This is a genomic window from Polynucleobacter necessarius (genome assembly GCF_900095185.1).
Classification (GTDB): domain Bacteria; phylum Pseudomonadota; class Gammaproteobacteria; order Burkholderiales; family Burkholderiaceae; genus Polynucleobacter.
The window spans coordinates 89,835-115,020 of record NZ_LT606948.1; the positions used below are offsets into that span (position 1 = coordinate 89,835).

The window sequence follows — 25,186 nt, forward strand, 5'->3', positions numbered from 1 at the left end:
TTATTTGAGCAAAGCACTATCAATGTGAATACTTGAAGTATAAGGGGTGTCGCCAGACTCAGACCTACAAGCCTAACTACGCCCTGTCTCCACCCAACTAGTTGATTATTTGAGGAATTCTTGAGCGGCAACAACCCCACTGGCCTTGGGCTTGTAGCCCATAGAGCCCAGACTCCTTGCCACCCCGCTTATAATGCCGCCATCAAGCTCAGATCATTACAGTCACCCAAATTGGCCGATGCGGAATGCCTTGCCTTTAATCTTGCCTAAACCAGTTCCTAAGGAAAGGTTAAATTTCTCTCAAGCATGTTTACGTAATACGTCAGCATCCATACCTTCAGGAGTTGCAATACAGGTAAGCACTGGTGAATAACAATCTTGGTCTTGACACTGAATTTCTAGTCCCCATGCTTTTACGACTTCAGGAGAAGCACGAGCTAAACGCTGGTGACACGCAAAGATCGTATCCAAACCTTCGGCCAACATCATATCCATCGCTTCATGCAAACCATACCTTAGGTTTGTACTTGGCGTTGTAGGCCAATAACCAGTCTTATTAGATTCTAACATTTCATCCCAAGCCCAATATAGGCTTTGGATATTTTGCTTTGCTTACTTGCAGTGAGTCAATCGCTTTGCGCACGGCCTCAATATTCGATGTCACACCTGTGGAAGTTTCGTTATGAACTACGCACACAGCCTTGATTTCGTGCTGTGTATCTTTACGTAAACGCTCTTCAATCATCGAGGCATCGACACCCCAACGCCAAGTATCTTGGCCAGGCTTACCTACTACCTCCACTTCCAAACCAAGACGCTTAGTAAGTGCGCGCCACAAATTAGCAAACTGACCTGTTCCGGATGCCGAATAAACAATGACCGGTTGCTCGGTTTTAAAAATCTTTTTAATGTTATCCAATACCTGACAACCAAATGCGCCGAACTCAGGGCCACGATGGTCAATGGTTTGATAGCTAATGGCGCGCAATACTCGCGGAGGAACGGGACTAGGGCCAGGAATATGTAAAAAGTGGCGTCCTGACGCGTGGTTATCAAGTTTCAACATGCTTTGTCTCGCTTAAGGTGTGTTTATAGGTGGTTATTTCTGGTGCTAATGTATGACAATTTTCAGAAAATTTCCATTTTGTATACAATTTATCTACAAACAAACTGAATATATTCCCAAATAGAGGGTTTAAAAGCCTATATTTCTACTAAAAGATCGTTTATTATTATTTTTGTATACAAACTTAGAAGTCTATGACTCAAATGGGGACCAGCGCATGTCATACCTAGAACACTCCAATTCGCAGAATTTACATGAAGCGACTTTCGAAAAGCTCAGATCCCTTTTAGTAGAGGGCAAGATTGCTCCTGGCAGCAAACTGAATGAGCGGGAGCTAGCTGAAAGCCTGAATGTGTCACGCACTCCGATTCGGGAGGCAATTCGTCGTCTAGCTGCAGAGGGTTTGGTTGAGCTGCTTGCTAATCGTGGAGCGATTGCCCTGCAATTGAGTCTTGCAGATGTCATGCATACTTTTGACGTTATCGCCAATCTCGAAGGATTTTCTGGGGAATTGGCGGCTCAAAATATAGGTGATGTGACTCTCTCCGAATTAGAAGCGCTTCAATATGAAATGATGGCCTCGTATGCGCGTCGTGATTTATCAAGTTATTACAAACTCAACTTACGCATTCACCAACTGATTAATCAAGCCGCTAATAATCCTGTTTTATCTAAACTCTTTACCCAGGTGAATGCCCGCATTGAAGCGTTGCGCTTTCGCTCCAACCAAGATGGCGTCAAATGGGAAAAAGCTGTCGAAGAGCACCAAGAGATGCTTGATGCCCTCAAAGCACATGATAGTGGCCGCATGCGCAAAATCATGATGCAACACGTTAAAAATAAACGCGATGTGGTTGCGCAAATACTTAGAAAACGCTTGCGTCATCCGAGACGGCACAATCATGAACAAACCCTTAGACCTCAAAGAGGTCATGGTGGATCAAGCCGCCCTAGCAAGAGACCTCTGGTATCGAAATTGCCCAAGCAGTCATAACGAGTAAATGCACTGAAGCATAGAGACTACGATTGCGATCCTTTTGATGAAACTGCGGAAAGAGCGTCATCATCATCGTAATAAAACGGGTGGAGGTAAGTGTTACTGCGAGAGCGATTGCACAAACAGATGGGCCTGTAATTGCCATCTCTAGCAAGACCACCTGGTCCGGCAAAGCGAACATAAAAATGAAGTGAAGGTGGTAAACCAAACATCAAAGCCATGAATTTTACCCATCGCACCAAAGCCAACCATGCCTGCAAAGAGCTCCATCGCAGGAGCTCCTGCCGCATCTCGAATACCAGACCAAAATGCATCACTAGAACTTTGAAAGCGTTGTACTGCGCCCTCATCTAGCGCGATTTCACTGGGATCAATGTCAGGCTAGTGGGAGAGGATGACATGGATTAATTGTAAGCCCTCTAGGCCCTGAGGGCCCACTCTATATGCTCGGCGACTAATGTGTGTGCCTGTGGAAGTGCATCGCCAAGTACTGAGCGAATGGCTTGCTGATCTATATCATTCACTTCTAAACTAGTTAACGCATTACCCATTGCTACGGCAAGATTTCGGCGCCAACATTGGTAACCAATGCGACGAATCGCACTACCCTCGTGTCGGTGTTCAAATTCAGCCTCAGTCCAAGACCAAAGCTGTAATAGCGTTGCTTGCCCTAAGTCATGACGACGCGCGAAGTCTGGAAACTCAGTTCGTTTGGCAAATTTATTCCACGGGCAAATCAATTGACAATCATCGCAACCATACACTCGGTTACCCATCGCCTTTCTGAACTCCACTGGAATAGCCTCAGGATTCTCAATCGTGAGATAAGAGATACAACGTCTTGCGTCTAATTGATAAGGTGCAGTAATGGCTTGTGTAGGACAAACATCAATACAGGATGTACAGACACCACAATGTTCTTCTATCTCTGAATCGATCGGCAGCGGCACATCAATCAAGATCTCGCCCAAGAAAAAGGTAGAGCCAGATTCTCGATTAAGTAGAAGCGTGTGTTTGCCACGCCAACCTAAGCCCGCTTTGCGCGCTAATTCAACCTCCATTAGAGGTGCCGAGTCGGTAAATACCCGATAACCAAATACGCCGATCTTTTCTTCAACCAGTTTGGCAAATTCTTGCATACGGTTTCGCAGCACCTTGTGATAATCGCGCCCACGAGCATACATTGAGACAATTGCTTGAGTGGGGTCCTCAAGTCGCTGCCATTCGATATCAAAATTGGTATCGCATGGCAAGTAGTTGAGTGACACGCAAATGACTCTTACTGTACCGGGCACCAAGAGCTCAGGATTAGAACGTAAATCAGCATGTCGCTGCATGTATTCCATATGACCGTGACGCCCCTGTGCAAGCCATTGGTTAAGGCGATCGCTAGCAGGACCTAAATGAGTATCAGTAATGCGCAGGTCATCAAACCCCAAGGCAGCAGCCTGCACCTCCAGCCACTCACGTAAATTGGACCGATCTAAAGATGGAGGGTTAGCAGATAACGACATACGGAATACAGAATGTAGCGCAATAATTGAATACACTAAGGCAATGACTAAAAATCAGACGCCTCAGGCATCTCCTAAAGCATCTTTTACGCAACATTGTAGGCAGGAAGCGGAAACCGCAAAGCTTGCCCAAGAATTTGCCACCGCATTACAGCGCATACTCCATCACAACCCAAATGCCCACCTTAATGTTTCTCTCGAAGGTGACCTGGGGACTGGCAAAACGACTTTTGCGCGCCATCTTATCCAAGGCTTGGGTCATGAGGGTCGAGTCAAAAGTCCCACCTACACCTTATACGAGCCCTACCCCATTCTTCAGCCTCAGCAGAATGCAACCACCCATCCCTTCACAGTGCATCACTTTGATCTTTACCGTATGCGCGATCCTTTGGAGTGGCAGGAGGTTGGATTTGCGGAACATTTTGATGTGCCTGGCTTGTGCTTAATTGAGTGGCCAGAAAAAGCTGAAGGCACATTACCCCAATTTGATATTCAGATACAACTTGTGACAGGAACTCACGAAGATGAGCGCCCTATTACTATCAATGCCATCTCAGAGGCAGGCAAAATAGTGATCGATGATATTCAAGCGAATCCGTCATGAATAACAAGTAATGCGCAATGGATAAGAAAAAAGTCAATCTCTCTCGTAGGCAGCACCTGAAATCTTCAGCCAAGCTCTTAGGCTTTGTATTACTATTGACGGAAGTAGATATTGCATGGGGCGCCAAAATTTTGAGTGTACGCGTCTGGCCCTCTGAGGACTATACCCGCGTTACGTTGGAGTCTGATACCCCGCTCCCAATGACGCAACAAATTTTGAATAACCCAGAGCGTTTAGTGGTTGATGTGCAGGGCCTGGAACTGAATCCGACACTCAAAGATTTAGTGGCCAAAATCAAACCTAACGATCCATATATTTCACAGGTGCGGGTAGGACAATTTCAACCAGGCATTGTGCGCTTAGTATTTACCCTAAAAGAGCCTATCAAACCTCAACTCTTTACGCTTGACCCAATTGGTGAGTACAACTACCGGATGGTGTTTGATCTCTACTCCACTACTCCACTAGATCCATTAATGGCATTGGTGAGAAGTAGCTCTAAAAAAGAGAGTGCACTTGAAAAATCAAACGAAGAAGTTGATTTGATCGCACAGTTCGCCACCAAAAAAGAAAAAGAGCGAGCGAAGGCTCCAGCAGGACCAGTAGCACAAGCGATTCCCGAACCAAAAGAGCCTCCTGTAACCGCCAAATACAAAAGATTAATTACGATTGCAATAGATCCCGGTCATGGTGGCGAGGATCCAGGGGCAATTGGCGCTGCAGGCTCAAGAGAAAAAAATGTCGTTCTTGCTATTGCTAGACGCCTCAAGAACAAGATCGAAGGGGAAGCGTACATACGCCCTTTCTTGACTAGAGATGGTGATTACTTTGTGCCATTGCATGTCCGAGTCCAAAAAGCGAGAAGGGTAGAGGCTGATTTATTTGTGTCAATACATGCTGATGCGTTTATAGAACCTAAAGCTAGAGGCGCATCGATATTCGCACTTTCTCAAATGGGAGCTAGCAGCACGACAGCACGTTGGATGGCTAATAAAGAAAATGCATCCGACCTTATTGGTGGTGTCAATATTAAAACGCAAGATAGGCAAGTAGCCAACCTGCTCTTGGATATGTCCACTACTGCGCAAATTAAAGACTCACTTCAGGTAGGCAATTCCATTCTCAAACAAATTGGAGGGTTTGCAACTCTTCACAAGCCTAAGGTTGAACAAGCTAGCTTTGCGGTCTTGAAAGCTCCCGACATTCCCTCGATCTTGGTTGAGACTGCTTTTATTAGCAATCCTCAAGAAGAAGCTCGCTTAAATGATGATGGATATCAAGATCGTATTGCTGAGGCTATTTTGAGAGGAATTAAGGACTATTTTTCCAAAAATCCTCCAGTCGCCAGACGGGTGCACTCCTAGGAACTTGTAAGTACACGGGCTAACGGACAGCCCCTGCAGACCGGGGCAAGCCCAACAAATTGCTTGCTATAATTTATGACTAAACTGGGTCGGTAGCTCAGTCGGTAGAGCAGCGGACTTTTAATCCGTTGGTCGCGAGTTCGAATCTCGCCCGACCCACCAAGATGCACAAGGCTTTAAAGGCGAATTGCTTTTGAAGCCTTTTTTCATTTATAGCACCATGTATTGGCTATGTATTGCTTAGGCGCCTTATAGGCAAATAATTATCGATTGAATGATGGTGAATAACCATAGCAGCTAGGATATTTTTACTGAAGTAGAAATGGGTTCTAACTACAGTTAATTTTACGAAGTGTCAATTTCGAGGATTGATACGAATACAGAGAACTACAGAATCTTTAGCACACATAAACATAACACCGTAAAAACTGATAGTCTGAAATTTAAATCGAAGACTTTATTTTGGCAAATTAAATGGGGTAGATAATTTCTTGAGTTGTGTAGCCATTTTTGGATAAGCCAAATAAGAACCTTCCACGCTTAAGTGGTCATCATCTGAATACAAAAATTTACCGTTCAGCACAAGCGGACATATATCTTTATTGCATATCACATCGTCAAAATTAATAACATTTACTTTGTAAGATTCTAAAATCTGATTTGCAATAAATTGGTTTTGTTTGTGCTCATCAGTAGTAACTGAGTATTTATTAATAGAGATATCAGAAAGTTCAGAGCGTCTCAGGATGTCTTTTGGCTCCCATTTTTGCTGTGGCGAATCCTCAAAAAAAAATTAAATTAACACCAATTTTTTGATACTCGCTAATTGTTTTTTCAAGTGCAACCTTGAATGAATGCCTAGAATAACCCTTGCTTGGCTCCTTTGATTCATCAAGGGCTATGAAATTAAACTCGTTTGGTCTTGATATACCTCCTAAATAATAAGTCCAACGAGCCGCCAAAATTACATTGGGAATCTTATTGCTCTTTACATAACTAAAGACACGTTCATTCAGTTTTTTACAGTTATATCTATCTATAGAAGGTCTGCCTCGCATAGATTGAATTCCCAATAATGGCGGACATCCAGAGGTGCTAGTGAGTAGCATGCCTACATTATTTTCTTCTGCAAAATTTTCAAAAGCTGGAATCAACATGGCCGCATGCGAGTCACCGTAGACAAAATATTGAATTGGTTTATCCGTACGACCTAAGTGACAAAACCATTTTCCCTGTATTTCGTATGCATGATTTATGTCTGAACACTCTTGTTGCTTTTCTGGGGTGCGGATAGAGCCAGCGTACTTTACATATTTAGACTGAAATGGGCGAGATGGGGCGCCATTTTTAATATAAATAACAATCGCAGCTAGGGCTATGCAAGCCATACAAAAAATTAGTAGCCTAGTTGGCCTACTGAATTTATAACCCTTTCTAAATGGGCTTTCAATAAATTTATACGTTGCCCATGCGAGGATAATCGCCAACGCTACGGCTGTTGCACGAATAGTCGTGCTGGGCACTTCACCCTCAAAAATTCTAGCAAATGAAAGTAATGGCCAATGCCATAAATAAAGTGGAAAGCTAATCAAACCGAACCAAATAGCAAGTTTCATTGGGTCCAGCTATAAGAATCATTGTGGCGCCCAACACCGGAATCAATGCCCACTTCCCTGGAAAATTTAATTCTTTGTTAATGTGCCATAATCCAAAGACAATTAATATCAAACCAAAAAGTGATAAAAGGCTAAATAGCAAGTTGCCATTGACCTCCGTCCTATCGGAACGGAAAACAGAAGCAAAATATCTATTAATCTTATTTGCAGGGTTTAAGAAAGCATCATTTTTATATAGCGTTACCCACGACAGGACACTTCCGCTCAACAACTCCCAAAAACGGGTTTGCGGAGAATAAAATGTAGCAATTGCATCTTGTCTAATATTTTTAACATTAAGGATGAATGAGAGAGTGGCAAAAAAAATTGCAATAAATAATAGATTGAATTTTCGTTTCCAAGAAAACCATACGAGCAGTGGCCAGACTATATAAAATTGCTCTTCAATTCCCAAACTCCATAAGTGCAATAATGGCTTGGTATCCGATAAGTTATCAAAATATCCAGCTTCTTTCCATAGTACAAGATTAGATAAAAAACTAGAGCCAGCAACAACATGTTTAGCCAACTGTTTGTACTCATCAGCAAGTAAAATAAACCAGCCAAAAACTAAACAAGCCCCCAGAACCAAAATAAGAGCAGGAAATATACGTTTAATGCGGCGAGCATAGAATTCAGAAAATCTGAAAGTGCCTTTATCTAGGTTTTCAAAAATAATCGTAGATATCAAATAACCGGAAATTACAAAAAATACATCAACCCCTATAAAGCCACCCTTAACCCAATTTGGAAACGCATGAAAAGCCACTACAGCCAAAACGGCAACCGCCCTCAAGCCGTCAATATCAGGACGGTACTTTGGGTGGGATAAATGTGAGGGCTTTGTTGTCATTCCGTTAATTTTTAATTAGGGTTTCAATAGAATCGTAATCTTAACTTGTGCCAGTCATTAAATATGCAATTGGGAGGGATAATACTCTTGCACAAATAGTAATTAGTAGCAATTAACATAGCAATGCCCACTCTTCACTTGCTTCTCACAAAAATTTATTAATCAAACCATATGTACTGCTTCTTCGTGGCTTGGTAGACTCTGCTACAGAAATCCTCCTTAGATTCACTATCACTCCTAACGAGGTCTTCAGATTTACTCCAAGTGCAATCCTTCCAGCCTATGCAATAGATTTGTGAAATTGCAGGCTTTATCTTTTTGATTAGCTTTTGTAAACGACTTTTAACCATTATCTATTGCCCACTAAATGTGCTAATTCCAGGTCTGTGAGCCTTCTTTCTATCTCCGCAACCTCCGTGTGTACGCTTTGAGTATGTTCATCAACATGTAAACGAGTTTGGTGCCATTACTGGGCAATATTTTGTTGCACCTAGTTTCTCGATAGACCTTGGCCATTTCTCTGCGAATATCTTCTGATGTTGCTAGGTTGATGCGTGGAGTAGGGTTATCAAGGACTTCAGTGCTGGCTTGATTTAGAGGTGAATACTCTATGCAAGAGGTTGTCATTAATGACCTCCTTTAGAGGCAATAAGATATGCGTTAGATGAATCAGGCGAGTTGTCATAATCTGCAACCCATCCAGCCATTTCTTCCGTAGTAATATTTTTCTCTAAAGACTTCTTTTTATCTCCACTCAGCTCCCCTCTACTCAACCCCTCTCCACTCAGGGGCTTAAGCATGGCTTCAAGGGTGGCTTTAACTACCTTGGCCTTATTGTGCGTGGATTTTCCACCTCTTTTGCCACCCTCAGACATTCTTTTGCTTTTTGCTTCCAGTCCAGCCCTGTACGCATCAAGCTCAGGGCAAACTAATTGGTCATTACGCTCTCTAAAAAAAATTTAATACTTTGACTGATAAGTTGCTGTTAATTTCTTCAAAAAGCTTCCCAAGATATGCCGCCAATTCCCTTGGCTCTTTTGGAATAGAGCCATTAACCCAGCACTCTCTTCGCATGGTATCCATAAGACCTCGTTCAGCAAGTAACATGGTTTTGTAGCGAGAATTTGCCAACATATCAGATGCATACTCTTGGAACGCTGGTGCTGGACGGCCTCTTTGGGCATTTAGACTCATAAAACGCCCTGCAGTATTGCGGATATTTTGACCACTGACCAAAGTAAACGATTGTCAATCTTGATTGGTCGAATTCCATAGACTTCACCTGTTAAGCAGTAATTCTTATGAACCGTCTGCGGCTTCACATTAAATACCTGTGCGAATTCAGGGGTGGTTATTAAATCTCTACGCCCCGCTACGGCCGATAGCCCTGGCGGTAATTATGAGACTGGTTATCCATTTGGAATCTCCATGCATGCGAAAACCCAATTTGGATTTATGTTTTTTGCGCATGCTTGAAGTAGTCCAAGCGCCCTACGAAATTGGGCTTTTTTTTGCTACTGGTCTTTCCCTTGTGTCAATCAATAAAAAACATTGATAGTGGAATTTTATCAACATCAAAACACTTTTGTAAGGCAAAAATAAAAAATAATATTAATTATTTTCAATAATTTTTTAAGCGTTCTGTATCCTCTTCTGTCTGCAAAATCCCAGTCTCATCAAGAATAAATGTCTCAATCTTTATATGCCATTGGCGCAATAAATCAATTGGTCGCTTGCGATAATGTTTTTCAACCAAAGCAGATGGCTTATGCCCCATGATTTGAGCGCTGATACCAGCTGGACATTCTGTCCACTCTGCCAATGTTCCGAACGACCTTCTCAAACCTTGCAAAGTTAGCGGCGGTAATCCAACTTCTTCCATAGCCTGTAAATGAGCAATTCGTGGCTCGGTTATATATTTGCTTTTAGCCGTATGGCTGGCAAATACATACTTATTCACCCTTTTCAGATTGTTTAGCAACAACTCTACATAAGGTGTAAGCGGTATTTTGCGATTACCTTCCACCTTATCCCTAATTAAAGCGGTATGCCATTGCGTATCAACATCAGCCCATTTAAGCGTAGCTAACTCATTGCGCCTAGCGCCGGTAAGCAAAAGAATCTGAAGATAGTAGCTGATAACTGGATTATTGGTTTGCTTAACACCTTCAAACCATAGGCTCAACTGTTCTTTCTGCAAACAATCGTCTTTGGCTTTTTTGCTAGGCAATTCCCTTGCTAGCCTGTCACAAGCATTTATATCAATTAAGCCTTTGTATTTTGGCTGGTTACCAGCCCAAGCAATAAATGCTTTAAGCAAAGACAAAGCAAGTCGTGTTCTTGTTGGGCGCTTTTGCACCTCTTTTTTTAGCCATGTTGCAACCTTATCCCTAGTGATTTCATTGATGGGTAGCGATAACAGACTAACAAGGAGCCTGGTTGCCTAGTTTTTGGCTGCCCAGGGGGCGTAACCCTCTAGAAAAACTACCACCACCAGCCTTCACCATATCGTTATGGTCAAACAAGTGTCGTTCACCCCATTAGTCTTTTCGGTCTGCAATGTAATCCTTCCACACCTCCAAACCTTGGATACCCTTCAACTTTCGCGCTATGGATTGTTTTAATTCATCCTTTTCTTCCCTTGGGTCAATTCCTTGGTCTGTAAGCACCTTCATACGCCTTGCTTCGGATTGGGCTTTATCAATTGACCAAGAGTTCACATCGCCAATAGTCATGCGAAGGTTTGTATTGTTAAACCATGTTTGGAAAATAAAGGCTTTTTTGCCTGAAGGTGTCACACGAACCCCTAGGCTGGGTGTTTTGCTATCCCAGTAGATAGACTGCGACCTGCCCTTTTCGCACTTCAAAGCGCTGATTTTGGGTACTGTAAAGCCTATTTGGCTGGATGCCATATAAACTCAATTTATCCATGTATTGGTCATGTATTGATTTTATATCTATTTAGCGGAATATAGAGGAATATAAAATATAGCCATGAAAGCCATATATTTGTTGATTTTTATAGATATTACAAGGACTTATTCACATTAATCAACATCAATAAATATTCTGTTTTGCGGACTTTTAATCCGTTGGTCGCGAGTTCGAATCTCGCCCGACCCACCAGCTATACAAAGGGATCACAGCAATGTGGTCCTTTTTCTTTTGGTTTCTTGGGATGTATTGGTGACTGTTGGAATTCAATCGGGAGTCTTGATGTCCGTTGATTGGGTGGGAATGATCTACGCTGGGTGGCTGATTTGACTATAAACATCTCAAGGAAGATGCTAATGTCGTGTTTCCGGACACTTAATGGTGGTTGTCGGGTAAGCCGACAAAATAAAGCCACCATCTGGTGGTTTTGGTATTACTTGCTGGCCTCCGGGGGGTCGAACTGGGACCTAGGATGCCAGACTCTACTTCCAGCTTTTAGCCTGTTGACATAGACGTTCCTTCAAGATTGTGGCGATTGGAGATAATTGTTTACCTTTAGGACTCACAATGTGCCAACTTGACTCAATGGGAAATTCTTTGCATTTCAAAATAGCAACTTCTTCTTGATCTGATCTTCCAAGCTCTAATCTGATCTCTGGTTTGAGTTTCAATCTTTTGAAGTGAGCATCTGTTGCCATTCTAGTACCAGAACCCTTTTCTCTAAAAATAAATTTTTCATTTTTTAGTGAAGAAAGGTCAACTATCTTTTTCTTGGCAAGCAAATGCTCCTTGGAAGCTATCAACAGCATCTTGTGCCAACCCTTAGGATATCTATTCCTAAAAAAAATAAAATTGATCAGTTTGATGCGGCAGCAGTTGCAGCCTCTTATGGATCTGTTAGCGCAGTGGCATTTGTTGCTGCCATTCAATACATGGAGCAAAGTCAATTAAACCCAAATGGATACATGGCAATCGCATTGGTTTTAATGGAGTCACCGGCAATCATTATGGCTGTTCTCCTGGCGAATATGCTCAGACACAACTCAGAGATCTCCGGATCAAAAAGGCCATTATTAAAAGCAATATTGCATGAGTCATTTACCGATGGCGCGCACTTATTACTTCTAGGCGCAATGGTAGTGGTGAGTGACCTTAGTGGTGAAGCCGGCAAAACCATGATGCAACCTTTTTCTGGCGATTTGTTTAAAGGAATGCTGGCTTTTTTCCTGCTAGATATGGGCTTAATGGTTGCTAAAAATTTGAAGGATGCTTCTAAGAACTCGGTCGCTTTAATAGCTTATGCAACGATTAGTCCGTTAGTACATGCGTCAATCACTTTAGGATTGTGTATTCTATTTGGAGTTACTACCTCTGTCTGATACTATCTTGCTGATGGTTTTATCGGCTAGCACATCGTATATTGCTGTACCAGCGGTTTTGCGTTACGCCATTCCGGAAGCGAATCCGTCAATTTACTTTGGGCTTTCGATTGGGCTAACCTTTCCACTCAACATCATGCTTGGAATTCCCGCATATATTTGGATTGCTCAGCAATTTAATTGAGGTGTAAAGGTCTTAAGGGCATTTTTAATTCGCTAGTCGCGAGTTCGAAGCTCACCCGACCCATCAGTATATAAAGCCTCCAGAGAAATCTAGGGGCTCTTTCATATGACATTAGTTAAATGTGGCGACCGTTAGCGACAATTCGGAATTTATGGAACGTCTTGAGTGGGCATGAATGGCGCTTGAGGATCAACGAAACTATTGGACTATATCCAAATGAAATATACCCCTCAAGAATGTGCGACTCTATCGATCACCTGGGGGCGGAAAATACCACTGCCCATTTGGAATCGGCATAAATATGCCATTATTAACACCAACCTCTTGTGCCATGCGCTCATTAGTAACTTGATTTAAAGCTAAAATTAAATCGCCATTTTTTTGATGTCTAAGGCAAGATTATTAATCTCCTCAGGATCATTTTTGAGATCATGATTAGCTAGCAAGGACTCGATAGTCTTTGGGGTATTAAAGTTATTGGGGGCAAAGTACCTTGAAAACCGATATTGCCCATCCAAAATACTACGACTAGAAGTACGATTCGAAAAGTTTGGCAGATACTTTTCTAACATTTTTGCCTGAACTTTTGGATCAGATGATCTAAAGTTTTGAGTATGAATCGTCATGGATGCCCACTTGGTATCTTGATAAGACAACATATCAAAATTAAACAAGGAGGCCGGGCGAATAGCATTCACTTTGGTCAATCTTGAGTAAGCCCGAAAAATCCCTACCCTCTAATTATTGACTTGCTTTTTGACGGACCGCGGGATCCTTTCCTGTTAACCCAATAATCGTTGGCGCGAGACCTAACTGTGAGGTGATTGCCTCACACTCAAGACCACCAGGATACGCCGGATGCAAAATCATTAAAAGTAGATGATTTTGCTGTCGATAGGTCGATGGGCCCTTACCTCGCATTTGATGATGACCACCCAACTCCCCATGATCGGGGTTAAAAATCACAATAGTATTTTTATCCATGCCATTTATTTTGAGCATCTCGAGGACTACCTCAACCTTACGATCGCAATCCCGAATAGGATTGAAATAATAATTTTGTAAATCGCGTCAGCGTCGATCTTCATTTGGCCACCGACCAATCATGAGATCAATAATCTGCTGATCAAGCTTTTGACCTTTGGATCTTCCAGACGCATCAAATGATTGTCTCCTCATTGGAGGCAATGGCACATCATTCCAGGTAGCGTTATAGATATCATCATTTGGCGCTCTAGCAATGCTCATGGCATGAGATTTACTTTGGATATTTTCCCCTGGTAAATCTGAATTGAAATACATCACATCATGCGGATTGACAAAGTTCACCGCCAAAGACCAAGGCTGACCCTTAGCTCTCAACTCTTGAACCTTTGTTCTGAACCAGGTACTAACTGAAGAGACCGTGACATCATCATAGTGATATCCACCCAAAGTAGTATCAGTTAGGTCTCCTAAGCCAAAATAGTCTTTAAAGTCATAAGATTCTAGGGTCTGTTGATATTGCTTAAGCGACACATCTAGTGGATTTGAGGTGAGATCCATGGTGGCAGATAAATGCCATTTACCTTGATAGCTAGCGTGATAACCCAGTTCAGCTAGTCTATGGCCTCTCGTTTTAATATTGGTTGAAAGATCTCGCTGTCAGATATAATTTAGATTACCGCTAATGTCCGTATGCTGAATATGCTGTCCGGTATAAAGCGCTGAAGAGCAAACACATGATGCCGCCTGATGATTTAAGAATGTAATAGCTTTCTTCTTAATGGCGTCACACCCTGGAACTGGAAAGGGCCACTTTGGGAAACAAAGTTCTTGATCAACCAAGATGTAGAGAATATTATATCCAGCGAGAGAAGTATCTGGAGGTATCGGAGAATCTATTTTTTCTGAGGCATTGGCGGGGTAGCCGGCACACCCAAATCTGGTATTAATGTTGAGCCTAATATGGCTGCTCCGGTACCGATCAGGTTTCTTCTAGGGGGATTTTCATGTTGCTGCTATAAGACAATACCCTTCGACCCACCAGTCGGACAAAAGCCCCTTGAGACATCTAGAGGCTCTCTCTTTTCTAAGCTTTTGAGCTCAATGCTGGAGCGGGTGAAGGGAGTCGACCCCTTGTCCCTAGCTTGGGAAGCTAGGGTAATAGCCGTTATACGACTCCCGCAATAGAGATAATTTATATCCCCACCCCAAAAACTTGAGACCATACGCTGGCGAACCAGACTCCTCATCGCAAGGCTCCTCCAAAAGAATTTCTTTTCGACTTTGCCTTTGCAAATATTCCAAAATTAAACACTTTAACTTAGGTCTAGTAATGGGCTCCCGGTTATCTTCCTATAGCTCTACATGGTCAGTTTCGAGCACTGTTCCTCCATTAAATCAGCTATCTTTTCAATTTCCAAGGGAAGACAAAAAGAAAATAACCCCGATCTAAATGGGGGAAATTTTTACCACCAATATCTTCTCTCTTGGCTAAACAATCCAATTTCAAGTCCCTTGAAATTCAAAAAACCAGCCCTAAATATTCTTGAACTAGATGCCTTAGGGGTCTAGGACATTGTGAACTTGCTTAAATTTCAGGAGAAAACGATGTCTTATCCATTTGGAAGAAATGTTTTGCTAAGCTCTGTTGGCTTTGACCGCCTAATTAATGCGATTGAGGAAATGAGTGCTGGGGATACGCTCTCTAACGCACAAAGCTATCCTCCTTACAACATCATCAAGAAAAATGAACGCGACTACGCCATTGAAATTGCGGTTACTGGCTTTAAAAATGATGAATTACCGCTGAAGGCAACACGCTTACTGTTGTAGGCAAGGTTAAAGCTGAACAAACTGGCGAATACCTCCATAAAGGAATTGCCAATCGGGACTTTAGTCATGACTTTACTTTGGCAGAAACCGTAATTGTCCGCTCTGCCGACATCGAGAATGACTTACTCATCATTAAGTTAGCGAATGTTATCCCAGAAGAAAAGTTGCCACGCAAGATTTTGATTGGCGGTAATTCCAAACCGGTCATTGAGAAAGTTAAAGAAGCGGCTGAATGAAGGTTGGTTAGCCCAGAATATGGGCAACCAACCTGCTTAGCTTGACTAAATCATCTAAAAGGGCAACGTAAATGAGTCAAATAACCCCAATTAAATTAAGATACTCACTATCAGATTGCATTCAGTCTTTGCAAAAAGCGAATATCGGGAAATTTCCAAAACATAGTATTTCGGATTGCATCAATTCCATTAAGCAAATAAAAAATGAGAAATAATAAAATATATCTTTTTAGTTTTGTGATCTTTACCCTAGTAATAGGTTTATTCATAAGCCTTTCTGATAGCGCTTACCAACTCGTAAATGAATTAGGGTGAGTTTTAAAGCAGTTACCAGATGTGAAATCTGTAGAGTCTTTAGACTCTATAAAGACACATTAACAACAACTAAACTACTTTTGGTTTTCAAAACCAAAGGAATGTTGAAATAGCCGTTTAGCACTTGTTTGCTCCATAGTATTTGTTTCGGATTAAGCGTTACTTTCAGTATCGCTTGAATAGCGATGGGCAGCTAACGACCCTAAGTGGACGTTTAATCCGTTGGTCGCGAGTTCGAATCTCGTCCGACCCATAAGAGACCCTGGAGAAATCTAGGGGCTTTCTCTTTTGGTTTCTTGGAATGTGTGGTAACTGTAGGTAACGCAAAGGATGATCTTGTGGAACCGCAATGGTTCAGGATTGCGGACGCTGGGTTGACCGTGAGTGACTACCCAAAATTACACGCCTTAAGCTCTCTGTAGATCTGAGTATCTTTTGTGATGTGCCCTGCAAGCTCTTGCATAAACTGCTCTAGTCCACCTCTAAAATTTGTCAAATGCATGAGTTTTTGCCTCAGCCGACCTATTTTCAAATCTTGTGTAGATATATCTTGCACCAAGCTATCGTATGCTTGACCATCAATTTGATCGAAATAGAGCTTCATAATTTCTATATCAAATAGATAATTCTCTAATTCTCTTCGCTGTAACATTCTATTCAAGGGAACGGCTCCTAAATGAGTGATGCGCTGCTCCTCAGTTAAGTCATCCCCATCCTTAAGAACAAAAAATTTACTTCTCTTAGCGTCTTTCCAAGCACCTTTAAAGCAAGGGCAAAATTTTTCGTCACTTCTCCTCCCCCACCCGATACAAAAAAAGCGTCCATAAACTCATCATTAAAAATTGAGTTATAGATAAGAGCATCAAATCCCTGCTCTTTATTGCCTTCTGATGGCTTAGCTCTTCCTTCGCAATAAATTAAGATCTTGAGCGCCACCAATCCACTTAGATCTTCAAGGGCAGTTTCAAAAAACCTACTCCAGGCCGCCCTATTCGAGCATTTATATTGCCAAACAGCTCTTGCCTAACCTGATCCCCAGTTTTTGATCCTTTATCAAAATCTTCAAGAAGTAGGCCATGAAGTCTGGTGTAGTTATCCTGAAGTCTTTGGTCGATATTTGCGCTGTGCCCTGGCTGGCCTATTAGGAGTATTCATTGGATCCACACTTTGCTGTATTGAATTTATACGCAATTGAGGTGTATGCTGACAAGTAGTCCTGACGTAAAAGCGTTTGGCAGAGAAGTTTGCGTTGTTATCCGTGTTAAAGATCTGAATCGCATTGTGCTTTTGATAGGAATCAACTGGATTTGACTCATACAATTCTTTTGAAAAAAACCATGAGCCAACGCCATTATTAACCCCAACATGATCTTGTAAATTTTGCTCAAAAGCATCGAATACTCAACTTTTTCCACATCCATTTGGGCCAACTCATGCCACCATTTTTTTAGGGTGTTCACCCAGCTCAATTGTCAAATCATCAAATCGTTTGAATTTTTTTAACCTGACTGTTTTTATTTTCATATAGGTCCAAATTTAACAATCTAATACCGCAATAAAGAGACAATCGATTCAACTAAACCCTACTGATATAAAACAGCCAGATTGCTCTTGCTGTCAACCCATTACTTCTTAGGTGTAGTTTGTTTCACTACAGTTTGCTTAAAAGTAGTAGATCGATTGTTCTTGGCGGTTTTAGCGCTTACGAATCTCCTATCTACAGCGCCTTTTATTCACCGTAGTTACAGTCTTCTTAGTAGCCATAATGGACTCCAAAAAAAGGGTTATTAACTACAGGACCTTTTTCGCCAAATCATTTTGATATAGACTACGCATACCTTGTTAGGTACGCTTAATTACGGGAAGTGGTGTGAGTTCGAGCTAATGCCGCTTTTTTCTTGCTCCTCCAAGCCGAAAAACACTATATCTAGTGAAATTCAAACTCGTTACCCCCGATTTTAGTGTTTTGCATGGACTTTTTCAGGTATTTCTGACAAAAATTTATAAGTATTTTTCTTAAACTAAGGGTCATTCTGGTGTAGAAAATATAGAGCCGTATTGGTCATTAATCCCGCAGTAAGCAGCCATTCACATACACACGCAAATAAGCGTCGCGTTACGTGACACTTGAGTACACAGAATGTCGGTTAAGCCGACAGAACAGAATCTAGATGTAGCATAATCCATGAAATTCTCCATAGTTAACAGACAGCGTTAAGAAGCCCAGCCAAAGCTAACAGGATTATGCCCTGCTTGTGGGACATTGATGACCGCAAGATGTGGAAGAGTTCGCGTTCATCATTGGGTCCATAAGAATCAAGGTCGTTGCGACCCATGGTGAGCAACAGAACCAGAATGGCATCGAAGCTAGAAAAATCAATTTCCCTCCGAATAGCAAGAATTTATACAACGTGGTGATACTGGCGAAAAGCATATTGCCGACATCAAAATAAAGGATGGCTGGGTAATTGAATTTCAACACTCCGTCATAGATTTTGATGAACGCCTATCGCGAGAGCGTTTTTACGAAAAGCTCATTTGGATAGTGGATGGCACCAAGCGTAAGATCGACATAGAACCATTTAAAAACGGATTTATTTACGGACAATCCCCTGACCCACTATCACCCAATAAATACCGCACATTGTTCCCTAAAGGAAATCTTCTCAAAACAAGTATTGAAGTTGCATTTGTTTCTACAAACAGTATTACACAGGGCGAACAAGTTGCTGCTTGATGGAGCTGGATGCTGCATAGAGGAATTAAGATTAACTTTGCACATAGGACATTTCAATGGAATAACAAGGGTAAAGGCGTTGCCGGTGTGCATTGCGTAATTATTGATTTTTCACTATTTAACTTAAAAAAATCAAAAATCTATAGTTATGACGATGTTGAAGATGAGGCAAGACAAGCTAATATTGTTAGTGAAATTAATCCATACCTGGTAGATGCGCCGTATGTTGTTATAGAAAGAAGAAGACAGCCCTTACGCAATGTTAAAAGCATTGCTTTTGGTAGCATGCCAAACGACGGCGGTTATTTACTGCTTGATGATCATGAAAAAAATAAATTACTAGAGCAATAGCCGCAAGCAAATCATCTTATTAGGCGATTTATTGGTGGAGAGGAATTGATTAATAATTTGGACAGGTGGTGTTTATAGCTATTAAATGTTACGTCTGATAGCATTAAAGCAGTCCCTGAAATTTATCAACGAGTATTAGATGTAAGAAAAGTTAAAAGTAACAGCACAAGACCAACTACGCAGGCACTTTCAGCTACGCCTGCCCTGTTTGGCGAAATTAGACAGCCAAATTCTGATTATTTAGCAATTCCAGAAGTTTCAAGCGAGCGAAGAGAGTATCTACCAATTGCATTTATTAGCGCAGATGTAATTGCAAGCAATAAAATTTATACATTAGCAAATGCAACTATGTATGATTTTGAAGTTTTAGCAAGTAAGTTGCATATGGCTTACAAGAACTGTTTGTGGCAGACTGAAAAGCCGCCATCAATATAGCGCAGGTATCGTTTATAACAATTTTATTTGGGCGGAAGTAAAAGACCCTGGCTTATTGTCTACTGTTGAAAAGACAGCCAAGGCAATATTAGACCCACGTGCTTTATACCCAGAGTCCACCCTAGCCAATTTGTATGATCCAGTAACAATGCCTATTGAACTTATGAAAGCACACGAAGCGAATAATAAGGCTGTAGATAAAGCTTATGGTTATACAGACACAGAGACAGATGATGCAAGTAGAGTGGCGTTTTTGTTTAAAAAATACGAAGAACTTACAAGCTTATTGCCAGCTAAAGCTATTAAGAAAAAGCGCGCTAAGAAAGCTGATGACACGCAAGCTAACTTGATTTAATTCTCACCAACCCTTAACCACCGGAGCCTACGGCACTTTTCTTAGTGTATTGATAGTTGTATTTGGCTGCATGGTGACAGGTGCAGTTGATGTACCTTGAGATTGGCCTTGCGGTGAAGAAAAGCTAGTTTGCCCATTGTCCGTTTGAAATGACTTCACATTCTGCCCTTGGGGGTTATACACATTAGTCACACCACTTGGGGATGTTTGGGCATAGCCCTGGTACTGACCTTGAGAGCCATAAAAGGCTTGAGCAAAGCTTAGTGCTGGAATTACTAGAAAAATCGCTAAAAACTGTTTCATGGATAACCTCTATATGTAGAGCAAGTTTAGTTATGGAACCCTTAACTGTCTAGACTGCATTTGGGGGTTATTTGACGTGCAAGCATCATGTTTTCGGACGCTTGCATAAAGAATTAGGCTAGCATCAACACATGCCCCCCTAGAAAACCAATAGTTCAAATTGGCCCTATAAAACTTCTCGAAGAGAAGTCTTCCTATCATTATATTGATCTAATAGTTAAGAAGTCTTCAAAATATCCACCGCTTAATACCAACCCGATTCATCTTCTTTTATACACATAACACATTGGAGTTTGTTGCCAAATGCACTTGTGATCAGATTGGTTCAATATGAACTAAATCTTACAAAGCATATCTTCGAAAATATTTGTCTTTTGATTCCACTGGACTCTAAAAATGTAAATCTTCGGGTTCTTTACCCCTCGGAAAACCCGCTTGAAAATCACGAACCATCAGAATTTCAAGATTCCATATATATCAATCTTGATCCAGGAGGCACTTCATATATTGGGAAGTGAGGCTTGAGCTAATTGCTGCTGTCCAAACTTCATCTTTTGCCTAGCCCGCTCAGCCTTAACAGCTTCTTGAGCATGCTTGACTTGTGCCTGCATAGCCTTAGTTGTTGCTCGAGAGTTGGTGGTTTATTGATAGCGACTCTTCCTTGATTTTCATCGCTAGCGCCCCATTTGCTTGGGAATACCAATAACTTTATTAGAGCCAAATGGAGCCACCAGGGTCTTTTGGCCCTCTAAGGTAGATTGAGCAAAGACGACTGTCGCTACAATCATGCCACTAGATCTAAATGTTGCACGAAATTGTTTCATGCAACATTTAGCACGCCCGGCAAGCGTCCTTTTAAAGGACGCTTGTAAACCCGGGCCAGATCAGACCATCAAGAGCGATCTGCGCCTAAGCCCCTATTTCACAGTGGGTGACTAAGTTTTAAGCTCTTCAATACGCAGAATTTGCGCTCCCCAACTACGAGCTATAACCTTAGCTTACTCTGCGTTGGCAGCATAAATGACAGTTGTCACTTGTATGTTATGGATTTTGATGGTTAATTGATATGGTTTCATGTAGATATTTAGATGCGCTGTCAAACACCCAAATATTTCCTAAATTTCCGGCTACAGAAATGCAGATTTAGGATGCCGATCACAAAATTACCGGCCAAATCCACTCCTCAATCCCGCGCTAGCTGATGCAATTTGTTGATCGAGCTCTCCTGCCTCTACTGCAGCTTTAATTGACTCAAGAGCTTTAATCAGATCTTCCCAGCTAGTTACTTCTACACTGAGTTTGCCTTTAGATAGCTCTAGTGTCCATCTGCCGTACTTCACAGATACGCAAACTCTACCCTCATCACTTGGAAACCACCAGGGCTTAATGCGTTTAAGCGCTTCCACTTGCTTACGCAAGCCAGTTTCGCGATCTTTCACAGTTTTGTATTTCATGACTACAAAGGGTTTGCCATCTAACTAACTTTTCGCTAACTGGATCTGCTCCCATAAGCGACTAACTTGAGGTGACTTAATTGGCTCATTTGATTCTCCTTGTTTGTTAATGGACTTATTAAGTTTGTTTTCGATCCGCTAATTAGGTCGACCTCTTTTTGATTTCCCCCACAAATCCCCTCATTTTGACCACGAGATATAGGGGTTTTTTGTCTTGGACTAAATGCTTGTACGAGTTGCTTGGTTACAAAGTGTGGTTGCTAGAAATAAACAGTAGTTGCGTAGGTGAGTTATTTGCTAAGGGGTTAAGGAGTTACTGAAGTGGCAAATGAGTAACTCTGACGTGCAACTCGTTGTTGCAGCACCTCTTTTGAGGGCTACAACAAAACTCCTAGCAACGATCTTTTGATCTCTACCCCTTAGTAACCAGCACAACAGGTAACTAGCAACTTCGCGAGAACTCAATCAACTTGAATAAGGAGAACGATATGAGAGAAAGAGCAGTGAGAGGTTTTATTAATGAAAAATTCAACACCAGATTTGGTAAAGGCTTATTTAGACGTGCTGTCTTTAATGGGTCAGTGGAATTACATAAGCCCAAGCAAAAATACTTAGTGGATTACTTTTCGTATCTAGATTGGGAAGTCCAAGCTAAGTCGGAAAAGCAAATGACTATTGTTAAGTCGCTTGAATCAACCAATGTTGCTCAAGAGGAGGATTTACTGTTTTCATGGCTCATTCACTATGATCCATTAACTAAGTCACAAGAACGGGTTAACGGCTATAGCGTGTATTCGCCTAATACGAGAGAGCTATTCATCAAAATAGATGGCGCACCTAATTCAACTCAAGATGAATGGACTTTAAATGTGCATCATTGCAAAGCTACGGGCGCTCATAAACCCGTATTTGTTGCTACCAATGCGGACTTAAACCTGCAGCACTAATTAGCAGCCCCTATAAAGCAATACCCATCAAAAACCGCTTATACGCAACGATCTTTGCACCTTACAGCAGCAAGTTGCTGAGTGCCATGTAAACCCCGCATACAAGTTGGATTTAAGGGGTGATCTGCAATCTGTTGTCTAAATCCCACGATTCTTCAAGGGAGACAAGGGTTTCAAGGCTAAATACTTGTTAGAAAAACTACCAAAGAAAAGCTTACTTTTCTTTAAGTCATTGATTTTAGGAAGGTCTTTTTTGCCTAAATTTTGGTCGACCTTTTTCGCAAAAGCAAATACACTGAAGCATGCTTTTTATTTAAATAAGGAACAACAAAATGGCTCAAGCAAAAACTTTTACTACTGCAGAACTTGATCGAGTACTGCGTTCTGTCTCCACCAAAAAATACGCCCAGCGCGATCGGGCGCTTATTCTTACTGGCTTTTGGTCGGGTATGCGGGTAGGAGAAATTGCGGCACTGAAAATGAGCGATGTTGTAAATGAAGATGTGTCAATTAAAAATGAAATTCGTTTAAGCGGGGCGCAAACTAAGGGTAGACACCCCAGAACAGCATTCATTCCCGCTAAACTACAAGCAGAATTGCAAAGCAATCTAACAACACGCTTTGCACGTTTACCCCGCTTACCCTTCTTTCATAGCGCCAATCGCCTGGGATTTTCGGCTAATAGCTTGTGTCAATGGTTCTTTTGGGTTGACCGCGCTGCCGGTATCTCCGGTGCTAGCAGCCATATTGGTATGCGAATACTAGCTAGCTAGCTAGCTTGGCCGGCCATCGTTCCATCGCCGTCACCATAAAGTATCTCGATGCCAACGATGATATGAAAAGAAATGCGGTAGAGCTTATCTAGTTTTCTTTGCTTTTTTTTGATTGCATCTTTTCTATTTCTTTATCCTCCCATTGCTACTGGATCATTGCAAGGAAATTTTCCCCGCGCGGCATTTTCTGCAATCTTTTGATACTTATCGAGCGCCCGATAGGTAATTTTTCCCATCAAGATCCGATCGCCTGCCTCAATAGCATCGCTTGACTGCCTTGGCGCTAAACAATTGAGAACTGGAGAGTAGCTATCACTCAGTGTTGCAGCTGCCCCTAAGCGCCAATGCTCCATTGCTGGAAAAGCAGCTTTAAACTTCAGCAAGCCAAAACCCTTCATAAGCGCATTGAAATTAAAGCGTTGTCCTTGTAGGGTAAGTTTTGGTTTGATTTTCCTTAGCGCACTTTCTTTTACATCCTGATTGGCTTCGATCAAGGCTTTGACTTGAGAGAGGCTTAATTTGACTGATTGATTTAAAGGAATGGATAGCGCCAACGCTTTACCGAAATTGAGATGTTCATGTGCTTCACTCAAGAACTGTGAAAATCCCATCTCATCTTTTTTTCTGAGGTTTATTACTCCCATCAATCAATGCAAGCGCCTGTACCGTAGGCGCCTCATAAGGAACGCCAAACACAACATAACCATTACGCTGCCACCAATAACGAAATACGGTGTTGTGCACATCACCCAATAGATCATAGGTAGCCAGCACTCTGGCAAAGTCCGCTGGTATGAACTTTTTCTCCTGAGCACTTAATCCATGAGCTCTCGATTTTTTAGCTAAAGCGTAGGAAGGACTAAAGCGCAAATATTGAAACCACAAGAAATGGGCGTAATGCTCTTGTATATGCCACCCCGGATGAACGATATCGGCCGTGTTAATTCCCCACAAGATTGATCTATTTCCATAATGTCTACAAATAAGATTGTAGATCTATGTTGTAAACAATTACTTGTAGATATCTCTCTATTCTCGGTTTTGTCGATACGGCACTTACCCAGGCACTTTCGCCACCACCGCCAAGTTGACATACTTAAAGGAGAAGTACCGTGACTACAATCGAACAAAATCTATCACCTGAGGTATTGGAAAAAGTCAAAACCTCTTTATTGGTGACTGACAAGGTCAATATTGTCCCTGCTAGGTCAGCAAGTTCCTCAGAATCTATAGATGAGGAAATCAATGTTGACTCATTTTTTGGCACGACAACCGAAGAATAGGCTCAAGAGTTTAGATCTGAAAATGTCTATAAAAAAGATCAAGAGGTTATGCTTGCGCTCAAAGAATGTGATGCCTTAACTGATCAAGCGGCAAAATTCCAGGAAGAATTCATTATTCGTGGAAATCAAGCGCTTTATAAGCTACTTTCAGACATCTATTCTTTTGCTCTGAAAGTACGTTTATCTGAGTATCACCATCACATTATTGTCGTTATGAAATCTGCCTTAAAGGATCGCGACATTAAAGTGCAAGAAAATACCTCGGAAACGATGATTATCGTCAAATACATTGTTGGCGATGATCGTAAGCGAGCTGATGTTGTCTTTTTTATGGCACGTTACGACCACGCCAAGGGAGTCTACAGAATCTTGCATGTGCATAATTTTGGCCAAAAGTTTAAAAACCAAATGATTCACTCTATGGCTAAGGGTGTCAAAGCCAATCTAGAAACCCTAGAGGTGAACTTGCGCAACTACTGTCAGAAGCGGATTGATGCTCAAAAGGTTCCTGAAGTAATTGCCAATATTTGGCGTAAAGGTCGCTTGCAATTGCCTGCCAAGCAAGTAGTCACTCCTACAGACATCGTCTAAAGCTAGTAAAAAAGTACAGCCACTAATAGTGGCTGTACA

The 25,186-nt window shown here is 41.7% G+C and carries 30 protein-coding genes, 2 tRNA genes and 4 pseudogenes; 14 read left to right on the forward strand and 22 right to left on the reverse strand.

The window, feature by feature from the left end:
- Window positions 1-105 precede the first annotated feature (105 nt).
- Window positions 106-1,066, reverse strand: a pseudogene (locus DXE31_RS00500) (pyridoxal-phosphate-dependent aminotransferase family protein).
- Window positions 1,067-1,283: 217 nt separating this feature from the next.
- On the opposite strand from DXE31_RS00500, the gene DXE31_RS00505 reads away from it, so the two are divergent.
- Window positions 1,284-2,060, forward strand: coding sequence for a GntR family transcriptional regulator (locus DXE31_RS00505; protein WP_114698609.1), 777 nt, complete (start codon window positions 1,284-1,286; stop codon window positions 2,058-2,060).
- Here DXE31_RS00505 and DXE31_RS12260 read toward each other — a convergent pair.
- Together DXE31_RS12260 and queG are read right to left on the reverse strand one after the other, a co-directional pair.
- A complete protein-coding gene (locus DXE31_RS12260; RefSeq protein WP_331852021.1) occupies window positions 2,017-2,244 on the reverse strand; it encodes an AzlC family ABC transporter permease in 228 nt (75 codons plus the stop codon). The two genes, DXE31_RS00505 and DXE31_RS12260, sit on opposite strands and share 44 nt — an antisense overlap.
- A 238-nt stretch (window positions 2,245-2,482) precedes the next feature.
- Window positions 2,483-3,577 carry a tRNA epoxyqueuosine(34) reductase QueG gene (gene queG, locus DXE31_RS00515; RefSeq protein WP_114697429.1) on the reverse strand — a complete coding sequence of 365 codons (1,095 nt, stop codon included), beginning with the start codon at window positions 3,575-3,577 and terminating at the stop codon, window positions 2,483-2,485.
- A gap of 43 nt (window positions 3,578-3,620) precedes the next feature.
- Here queG and tsaE point away from each other — a divergent pair, with 43 nt between their 5' ends.
- From tsaE to DXE31_RS00530, 3 genes are all read left to right on the forward strand, one after another.
- Window positions 3,621-4,181 carry a tRNA (adenosine(37)-N6)-threonylcarbamoyltransferase complex ATPase subunit type 1 TsaE gene (gene tsaE / locus DXE31_RS00520; RefSeq protein WP_114697430.1) on the forward strand — a complete coding sequence of 187 codons (561 nt, stop codon included), beginning with the start codon at window positions 3,621-3,623 and terminating at the stop codon, window positions 4,179-4,181.
- A gap of 17 nt (window positions 4,182-4,198) precedes the next feature.
- Window positions 4,199-5,545: an N-acetylmuramoyl-L-alanine amidase gene (locus tag DXE31_RS00525; RefSeq protein WP_114697431.1), complete on the forward strand. Its 1,347-nt coding sequence runs from the start codon at window positions 4,199-4,201 to the stop codon at window positions 5,543-5,545.
- An 86-nt stretch (window positions 5,546-5,631) separates the two neighbouring features.
- Window positions 5,632-5,707, forward strand: a tRNA-Lys gene (locus DXE31_RS00530).
- A 295-nt stretch (window positions 5,708-6,002) separates the two neighbouring features.
- On the opposite strand, the pseudogene DXE31_RS12580 reads toward DXE31_RS00530, so the two are convergent.
- The 9 genes and pseudogenes from DXE31_RS12580 to DXE31_RS00560 form a co-directional block, all read right to left on the reverse strand.
- Window positions 6,003-6,308, reverse strand: a pseudogene (locus DXE31_RS12580) (SGNH hydrolase domain-containing protein); the annotation flags it as partial.
- Between the two features lie 19 nt (window positions 6,309-6,327).
- Window positions 6,328-7,161 carry an acyltransferase family protein gene (locus DXE31_RS09905; RefSeq protein ID WP_197712067.1) on the reverse strand — a complete coding sequence of 278 codons (834 nt, stop codon included), beginning with the start codon at window positions 7,159-7,161 and terminating at the stop codon, window positions 6,328-6,330.
- Window positions 7,130-8,053, reverse strand: coding sequence for an acyltransferase family protein (locus tag DXE31_RS09910; RefSeq protein WP_197712068.1), 924 nt, complete (start codon window positions 8,051-8,053; stop codon window positions 7,130-7,132). Before DXE31_RS09910 ends, DXE31_RS09905 begins: the two co-directional genes overlap by 32 nt.
- Window positions 8,054-8,452: 399 nt before the next feature.
- A complete protein-coding gene (locus DXE31_RS09635) occupies window positions 8,453-8,680 on the reverse strand; it encodes a hypothetical protein (RefSeq protein ID WP_162785488.1) in 228 nt (75 codons plus the stop codon).
- On the reverse strand, window positions 8,680-8,928 hold the full coding sequence (locus DXE31_RS00545; RefSeq protein WP_114697433.1) for a hypothetical protein: 249 nt from the start codon (window positions 8,926-8,928) through the stop codon (window positions 8,680-8,682). The genes DXE31_RS09635 and DXE31_RS00545 overlap by 1 nt, the downstream gene beginning before the upstream one ends.
- A 73-nt stretch (window positions 8,929-9,001) precedes the next feature.
- Window positions 9,002-9,289 carry a hypothetical protein gene (locus DXE31_RS00550; RefSeq protein WP_231969218.1) on the reverse strand — a complete coding sequence of 96 codons (288 nt, stop codon included), beginning with the start codon at window positions 9,287-9,289 and terminating at the stop codon, window positions 9,002-9,004.
- Window positions 9,290-9,674: 385 nt separating this feature from the next.
- On the reverse strand, window positions 9,675-10,412 hold the full coding sequence (locus DXE31_RS10735; RefSeq protein WP_231969220.1) for a tyrosine-type recombinase/integrase: 738 nt from the start codon (window positions 10,410-10,412) through the stop codon (window positions 9,675-9,677).
- Between the two features lie 181 nt (window positions 10,413-10,593).
- Window positions 10,594-10,965: an Arm DNA-binding domain-containing protein gene (locus DXE31_RS10740; protein ID WP_231969224.1), complete on the reverse strand. Its 372-nt coding sequence runs from the start codon at window positions 10,963-10,965 to the stop codon at window positions 10,594-10,596.
- Window positions 10,966-11,469: 504 nt separating this feature from the next.
- Complete coding sequence (locus tag DXE31_RS00560) at window positions 11,470-11,796, reverse strand: LysR substrate-binding domain-containing protein (RefSeq protein ID WP_114697435.1); 327 nt, start codon at window positions 11,794-11,796, stop codon at window positions 11,470-11,472.
- Between DXE31_RS00560 and DXE31_RS00565 the strand changes: the two genes are divergently transcribed.
- Together DXE31_RS00565 and DXE31_RS11820 are read left to right on the forward strand one after the other, a co-directional pair.
- The gene (locus tag DXE31_RS00565) at window positions 11,770-12,366 is read left to right on the forward strand and encodes a sodium-dependent bicarbonate transport family permease (protein WP_269460555.1); all 597 of its coding nucleotides are present in this window, start codon (window positions 11,770-11,772) and stop codon (window positions 12,364-12,366) included. The two genes, DXE31_RS00560 and DXE31_RS00565, sit on opposite strands and share 27 nt — an antisense overlap.
- A 13-nt stretch (window positions 12,367-12,379) precedes the next feature.
- A complete protein-coding gene (locus DXE31_RS11820; RefSeq protein ID WP_269460612.1) occupies window positions 12,380-12,550 on the forward strand; it encodes a sodium-dependent bicarbonate transport family permease in 171 nt (56 codons plus the stop codon).
- 365 nt (window positions 12,551-12,915) lie between these two features.
- On the opposite strand, the gene DXE31_RS09915 is transcribed toward DXE31_RS11820, so the two are convergent.
- The 4 genes and pseudogenes from DXE31_RS09915 to DXE31_RS00575 all read right to left on the reverse strand — a co-directional run bounded on the left by DXE31_RS09915 (window position 12,916) and on the right by DXE31_RS00575 (window position 14,717).
- The gene (locus DXE31_RS09915) at window positions 12,916-13,248 is read right to left on the reverse strand and encodes a hypothetical protein (RefSeq protein ID WP_197712069.1); all 333 of its coding nucleotides are present in this window, start codon (window positions 13,246-13,248) and stop codon (window positions 12,916-12,918) included.
- Between the two features lie 43 nt (window positions 13,249-13,291).
- Window positions 13,292-13,597, reverse strand: a pseudogene (locus DXE31_RS09920) (sulfatase-like hydrolase/transferase); the annotation flags it as partial.
- A 24-nt stretch (window positions 13,598-13,621) separates the two neighbouring features.
- Window positions 13,622-14,095 (reverse strand): hypothetical protein, encoded by a 474-nt coding sequence (locus DXE31_RS09925; protein WP_197712070.1) that lies wholly within the window; start codon window positions 14,093-14,095, stop codon window positions 13,622-13,624.
- Window positions 14,096-14,642: 547 nt separating this feature from the next.
- A tRNA-Gly gene (locus DXE31_RS00575) sits at window positions 14,643-14,717 on the reverse strand.
- A gap of 425 nt (window positions 14,718-15,142) precedes the next feature.
- Between DXE31_RS00575 and DXE31_RS09930 the strand changes: the two genes are divergently transcribed.
- Window positions 15,143-15,367 (forward strand): alpha-crystallin domain-containing protein, encoded by a 225-nt coding sequence (locus DXE31_RS09930; RefSeq protein WP_197712071.1) that lies wholly within the window; start codon window positions 15,143-15,145, stop codon window positions 15,365-15,367.
- The gene (locus DXE31_RS09935) at window positions 15,334-15,603 is read left to right on the forward strand and encodes an Hsp20 family protein (protein ID WP_197712232.1); all 270 of its coding nucleotides are present in this window, start codon (window positions 15,334-15,336) and stop codon (window positions 15,601-15,603) included. Before DXE31_RS09930 ends, DXE31_RS09935 begins: the two co-directional genes overlap by 34 nt.
- Before the next feature lie 703 nt (window positions 15,604-16,306).
- On the opposite strand, the gene DXE31_RS00585 is transcribed toward DXE31_RS09935, so the two are convergent.
- Together DXE31_RS00585 and DXE31_RS00590 are read right to left on the reverse strand one after the other, a co-directional pair.
- Window positions 16,307-16,579: a hypothetical protein gene (locus DXE31_RS00585; RefSeq protein ID WP_162785489.1), complete on the reverse strand. Its 273-nt coding sequence runs from the start codon at window positions 16,577-16,579 to the stop codon at window positions 16,307-16,309.
- Between the two features lie 38 nt (window positions 16,580-16,617).
- Window positions 16,618-16,857, reverse strand: a complete 240-nt coding sequence (locus DXE31_RS00590; RefSeq protein WP_231969230.1) for a hypothetical protein — start codon at window positions 16,855-16,857, stop codon at window positions 16,618-16,620.
- Window positions 16,858-18,664: 1,807 nt separating this feature from the next.
- Here DXE31_RS00590 and DXE31_RS12265 point away from each other — a divergent pair.
- Together DXE31_RS12265 and DXE31_RS00610 are read left to right on the forward strand one after the other, a co-directional pair.
- A pseudogene (locus DXE31_RS12265) lies at window positions 18,665-19,418 on the forward strand (type IIL restriction-modification enzyme MmeI); the annotation flags it as partial.
- A 78-nt stretch (window positions 19,419-19,496) separates the two neighbouring features.
- Complete coding sequence (locus DXE31_RS00610; protein WP_114697441.1) at window positions 19,497-19,796, forward strand: type IIL restriction-modification enzyme MmeI; 300 nt, start codon at window positions 19,497-19,499, stop codon at window positions 19,794-19,796.
- Between the two features lie 27 nt (window positions 19,797-19,823).
- Here DXE31_RS00610 and DXE31_RS00615 read toward each other — a convergent pair whose 3' ends face one another.
- Together DXE31_RS00615 and DXE31_RS00620 are read right to left on the reverse strand one after the other, a co-directional pair.
- Entirely contained in the window at window positions 19,824-20,099 is a 276-nt protein-coding gene (locus DXE31_RS00615) for a hypothetical protein (RefSeq protein WP_114697442.1), read from the reverse strand.
- A 1,163-nt stretch (window positions 20,100-21,262) separates the two neighbouring features.
- A complete protein-coding gene (locus DXE31_RS00620; RefSeq protein WP_197712072.1) occupies window positions 21,263-21,553 on the reverse strand; it encodes a DUF6641 family protein in 291 nt (96 codons plus the stop codon).
- Between the two features lie 488 nt (window positions 21,554-22,041).
- On the opposite strand from DXE31_RS00620, the gene DXE31_RS00625 reads away from it, so the two are divergent.
- Together DXE31_RS00625 and DXE31_RS00630 are read left to right on the forward strand one after the other, a co-directional pair.
- Window positions 22,042-22,500: a hypothetical protein gene (locus tag DXE31_RS00625; RefSeq protein WP_114697443.1), complete on the forward strand. Its 459-nt coding sequence runs from the start codon at window positions 22,042-22,044 to the stop codon at window positions 22,498-22,500.
- Window positions 22,501-22,832: 332 nt separating this feature from the next.
- Window positions 22,833-23,273 carry a site-specific integrase gene (locus tag DXE31_RS00630; protein WP_331851969.1) on the forward strand — a complete coding sequence of 147 codons (441 nt, stop codon included), beginning with the start codon at window positions 22,833-22,835 and terminating at the stop codon, window positions 23,271-23,273.
- A 131-nt stretch (window positions 23,274-23,404) separates the two neighbouring features.
- Here DXE31_RS00630 and DXE31_RS00635 read toward each other — a convergent pair whose 3' ends face one another.
- Both DXE31_RS00635 and DXE31_RS00640 read right to left on the reverse strand, forming a co-directional pair.
- A complete protein-coding gene (locus DXE31_RS00635) occupies window positions 23,405-23,917 on the reverse strand; it encodes a hypothetical protein (RefSeq protein WP_162785490.1) in 513 nt (170 codons plus the stop codon).
- Window positions 23,886-24,227, reverse strand: a complete 342-nt coding sequence (locus DXE31_RS00640; protein ID WP_114697445.1) for a hypothetical protein — start codon at window positions 24,225-24,227, stop codon at window positions 23,886-23,888. Before DXE31_RS00640 ends, DXE31_RS00635 begins: the two co-directional genes overlap by 32 nt.
- A 158-nt stretch (window positions 24,228-24,385) precedes the next feature.
- Here DXE31_RS00640 and DXE31_RS09640 point away from each other — a divergent pair, with 158 nt between their 5' ends.
- Both DXE31_RS09640 and DXE31_RS00645 read left to right on the forward strand, forming a co-directional pair.
- Entirely contained in the window at window positions 24,386-24,556 is a 171-nt protein-coding gene (locus DXE31_RS09640; protein ID WP_162785491.1) for a hypothetical protein, read from the forward strand.
- Between the two features lie 48 nt (window positions 24,557-24,604).
- A complete protein-coding gene (locus DXE31_RS00645; protein ID WP_114697446.1) occupies window positions 24,605-25,147 on the forward strand; it encodes a hypothetical protein in 543 nt (180 codons plus the stop codon).
- The last annotated feature ends 39 nt before the right edge of the window (window positions 25,148-25,186 follow it).